Source organism: Rickettsia asembonensis, assembly GCF_000828125.2.
GTDB lineage: Bacteria > Pseudomonadota > Alphaproteobacteria > Rickettsiales > Rickettsiaceae > Rickettsia > Rickettsia asembonensis.
Map to the genome: position 1 here is coordinate 1 of NZ_JWSW01000057.1, position 4,530 is coordinate 4,530.

The window sequence follows — 4,530 nt, forward strand, 5'->3', positions numbered from 1 at the left end:
TTATCTCTCAACACTTCCATTATAACCTCTTACTACTCATATCTCAACACTCCCATAATGATTTAACCATAGCAATAGCTAAATCGCGTAATATTGCCAATCAGCAAACTGATGAAGATATTTATCGTCGTTGGGTATGGTTACAAAATCGATTGTTCAAACAGCTTCTGATGTTGTCATAGTCTATGTAATAATTCGTTATTTGTAGTAAATAAAATCATTTAATCTAATAAATTTTATTCTTTCCCCTTGAACTGGCAAAAATAAAATATATATAGTATGTACATTTAAAGATTTAATAATTGGAGGTTAAAATGTCTTTTAAACCATTACATGATAGAATTGCAATAAAGCCTATCGAACACGAAGAAAAAACTAAAGGTGGAATTATTATTCCTGATACCGCAAAAGAAAAGCCGATGCAAGGTGAAATAGTAGCCGTAGGTAACGGTATTCGTAATAAAAAAGGTGAAATTCATCCTTTAGAGCTAAAAGTAGGCGATAAAGTTTTATACGGTAAATGGGCAGGCACCGAAATTGAAATTAAAGGCGAAAAACTGATCGTTATGAAAGAAAGCGACGTATTTGGTATTATTAATTAATTATTTGTTTTAAGGAGAAATTAAATATGGCAACAAAACTTATTAAACATGGTTCAAAAGCTCGTGAGCAAATGCTAGAAGGCATTGACATACTTGCAGATGCAGTAAAAGTTACTTTAGGTCCAAAAGGTAGAAATGTACTTATTGAGCAATCATTCGGTTCACCGAAAATTACTAAAGACGGTGTGACGGTTGCAAAATCGATCGAGTTAAAAGATAAAATTAGAAATGCAGGAGCTCAGCTATTAAAATCAGCTGCTACAAAAGCTGCAGAAGTAGCCGGTGACGGTACTACTACAGCTACGGTACTTGCTAGAGCATTAGCTCGTGAGGGTAATAAGTTAGTAGCTGCCGGTTATAATCCTATGGATTTAAAGCGTGGTATGGATTTAGCGGTAAACGCAGTAGTAGAAGAAATTAAAAAATCTAGTAAAAAAATCAATAGCCAAGAGGAAATCGCACAGGTTGGTACTATCTCTTCAAACGGTGATAAGGAAATCGGTGAGAAAATTGCTAAGGCAATGGAAGAAGTCGGTAAAGAAGGCGTGATAACCGTTGAAGAAGCAAAGAATTTTAGCTTCGATGTTGAAGTAGTTAAAGGTATGATGTTTGATAGGGGTTATCTATCACCGTATTTTGTAACGAATTCCGAGAAAATGGTTGCTGAGCTTGAAAATCCTTTCATCTTATTATTTGAGAAAAAATTATCAAATTTACAACCGATGTTACCTATACTTGAGGCTGTAGTACAATCACAACGCCCGTTATTAATTATTGCTGAGGATGTTGAGGGCGAAGCTCTTGCAACGCTCGTAGTCAATAGATTACGTGGTGGTTTAAAAGTTGCGGCAGTAAAAGCTCCAGGTTTTGGTGATAGAAGAAAAGCAATGATGGAAGATATTGCTATCCTAACTAAAGGTGAGCTTATTACTGAAGATTTAGGTATGAAGCTTGAAAATGTGAGTATTAAAAGTCTAGGGACGGCAAAAAGAGTAACAATTTCTAAAGAAAATACCGTAATTGTTGACGGTAACGGTGATAAGAAAAATATTGAAGATAGAGTATTACAAATTAAATCTCAAATAGCTGAAATTACTTCTGATTATGATAAAGAAAAACTACAAGAGCGTTTAGCTAAACTTTCCGGCGGTGTTGCCGTATTAAAGGTCGGCGGTGCCACGGAAGTTGAAGTAAAAGAGCGTAAAGATCGTGTTGAAGATGCACTTGCTGCTACAAGAGCGGCAGTTGAGGAAGGTGTTGTTGCCGGTGGTGGTGTAACATTACTTCATGCCTCACAAACTTTAACAAAGCTTAAAGTAGAGAATAAGGATCAACAAGCAGGTATTGAAATAGTAATAGAAGCTTTAAAGGATCCGCTAAAACAGATTGTTGAAAATGCTGGTGAAAACGGTGGCGTAGTAGTTGGTAAATTACTAGAGCATAAGGATAAAAATTATGGCTTTAACGCTCAAGACATGCAATATGTCGATATGATTAAAGCAGGAATTATCGATCCGGCTAAAGTAGTGCGTACTGCACTTCAAGATGCTGCTTCCGTTGCTTCGTTAATTATTACCACGGAAACTTTAATTGTTGACGAGCCTTCTGATAAAGAAGATTCAATGCCGCCAATGCGTGGTGGTATGGGAGGCATGGGCGGTATGGACTTCTAAGTCTATATCTCCAGGTTATGCAATAGGTCTAATAAACTCATCTTGCATTGCTTGTTATTCATCATTGCGAGGAGACATTGCTGCATGGATTGGTTTTGTCACCCTGTGGCTTGACCACGTGGTCTAGTTAAAAATACTAATATTAGTATTTTTAGTTGTTTTACTGGATACCATGGACAAGCCACGGTATGATACCGAATGCGTTTTGTGGTTCACGCAAGCAATGCTTGTTATAATAACGATTTTAACAACGTACCGTACAACATATTATCAAGTCGCAGTTAGATACTGAAAAACTGATTTATGTAACAAATCGGTTTTAAAGCGATTCTTTGCTTAATTTGAAAATAAATTCTTTAATAAAACTCTTACTTAAAAAATAAAATATAGAATTCCTTGTAATTATTTCAATAAATGATTGCAAATATTTTTTAATTAATTATAATAGCTTAACCTTTGGTATTTATCCTATGAGACTGTTAACAGAATAATTTTAAAGCTCATTAAATTCTTTATTAATTGCAAATTATAAGGTTTTTTTGAAATAAGGATAGCTATCCTATCAAAAATCTTATTAATTATCAATTAAAGTTATTTTGTTAACAGTCCCATATAGAAGATCAAAAGGTTTAAAGCGGTTTTGCCTTAATTATTAAGAATAGATTCCTTGTTGAAGCTATAGGCAAGCTTAATCTATAATATATATTCGTTTAATTTAAAAAATTAGTAATAAAAGTTTTTAGCTTTTGGTCGGTTAACTATACTAACTAAAATTAGTAAGGTTTTAGAAAAATTACTATTCTTATTTTAAAAAAGTCTTATAATTATAAAGTTAAGAAAGACTAAAATAAGATAATTTAAATTTTATATGTAAAACTTAAAAAAATTAGGTTCTAAAAGATAAAAATAATAGCGTAGGGTAGTGCGAAGCTTGCCACAAGCTTAATTTTTCCTATTAATATCCAACTAAAGCTGGGTGTTTTATTAATATTTACTAAAAATAGCAAATTAATTAGAAATATTAATAGAACTTAATCAAGTTTATTGCTTTAATTGGTGTTTAGTTATTCGTAAGTATAACTATTAACTAAATTAGTATAAATTAAGGAGGTAGTTTTGCTCCAAAGGGTTATTAAACATTTAAATCATAATTTATTTGAACATGATATTACTGCTCAAATAACAGGTAGGATCAAACATCCAATATCAATTTTATATAAATTATATCGTAAGGGTATAAAGTTAGAAGAATTAACAGATATTTTTGCGATAAGAATAGTGGTAATAGATGAAGAGAAATGTTATAAAGCTTTAAAAGTAGTTCATGATCTTTATGAGCATGAAAAGGATAAATTTAAAAATTATATTCTTAATCCTAAGCCAAACGGCTATCAATCTTTACATACTATTATTACAACTGAGGATAATTATAAAATAGAGATACAAATACGTGATCATAAGATGCATTATCATGCAGAGAGCGGTGAAGCTGCACACTGGAAATATAAAAATAGTTTTTAGCTAATATACACTTTCTTTCTAAAGTAGTATTGCATACTCTTTAATTTATTTTGTATTATTTTGAAGTTTAAAAAAGAAATTTCATAAGTCGACTTTTTGAAATATTTCTTTTTGTTCTGAAGGGAAATGTTGCTTGATAAAATTAGTGCAAACATTTAATAGTTGTTGTTCTACGGTTCGTATTTCTAAATAAGCTGCTATGAGTAAGAAGCTTTCTATAGTTTCTTTTACTGTTTCTAAAGCCTTTTCCGTAGATTTAGCATTTATAGTTTATAAATTATGTAGGCGATCAAACACTTTAATAAGTGCGATATCATATCTTTGTTCCTGTATTAGTAAATTTAACATTTCACCGGAGCTAATTTTACCGTACGGCTTAATTCTTGTTAAACGTTCTACGCTATCGGCAATATTCTTATCAAAAATTTTGCTAATATCAGCATATGTAAGTATTGTATCCTATATAGTATCATGAAGAAGGGTAACATTTATCATATATGATTTGTAAAGTTTAGGAGCCTCAAGAGCCGTAAAATCTGCAAGCATGATTGCAACTTCTATAGGGTGAGAATAATAAGGCTCCCCTGATTGACGCATTTGAGAAGCATGATATTTACGGGTATAATAAAGATCTTTTTCAATTTCTGTTATATCTATAGGCGAGTCTACTATAGTATTCAAATATTTAATTCGATCAATTAATTTTTTACTATAATGGAAGTGTTGAGAGATAA

The 4,530-nt window shown here is 31.8% G+C and carries 4 protein-coding genes and 1 pseudogene; 4 read left to right on the forward strand and 1 reads right to left on the reverse strand.

The window, feature by feature from the left end; translation table 11 throughout:
* From SB78_RS10395 to SB78_RS05455, 4 genes are all read left to right on the forward strand, one after another.
* The coding region (locus SB78_RS10395; RefSeq protein ID WP_206743494.1) for a hypothetical protein at positions 1 to 182 on the forward strand (182 nt) is incomplete at its 5' end.
* Between the two features lie 132 nt (positions 183 to 314).
* Positions 315 to 602 carry a co-chaperone GroES gene (locus SB78_RS05445; RefSeq protein ID WP_014412487.1) on the forward strand — a complete coding sequence of 96 codons (288 nt, stop codon included), beginning with the start codon at positions 315 to 317 and terminating at the stop codon, positions 600 to 602.
* Between the two features lie 26 nt (positions 603 to 628).
* Positions 629 to 2,275, forward strand: a complete 1,647-nt coding sequence (gene groL / locus SB78_RS05450; protein ID WP_041079180.1) for a chaperonin GroEL — start codon at positions 629 to 631, stop codon at positions 2,273 to 2,275.
* 1,116 nt (positions 2,276 to 3,391) lie between these two features.
* Entirely contained in the window at positions 3,392 to 3,796 is a 405-nt protein-coding gene (locus SB78_RS05455) for a bifunctional (p)ppGpp synthetase/guanosine-3',5'-bis(diphosphate) 3'-pyrophosphohydrolase (RefSeq protein ID WP_041079182.1), read from the forward strand.
* On the opposite strand, the pseudogene SB78_RS10245 reads toward SB78_RS05455, so the two are convergent.
* Positions 3,793 to 4,528, reverse strand: a pseudogene (locus SB78_RS10245) (HD domain-containing protein). The gene SB78_RS05455 and the pseudogene SB78_RS10245 overlap by 4 nt on opposite strands.
* Positions 4,529 to 4,530: the final 2 nt, after the last annotated feature.

Bases quoted from the DNA above. Each gene is read 5' to 3' on its own strand.
- groL (WP_041079180.1), top strand. From the start codon at position 629: ATGGCAACAAAACTTATTAAACATGGTTCAAAAGCTCGTGAGCAAATG.
- SB78_RS05445 (WP_014412487.1), top strand. From the start codon at position 315: ATGTCTTTTAAACCATTACATGATAGAATTGCAATAAAGCCTATCGAA.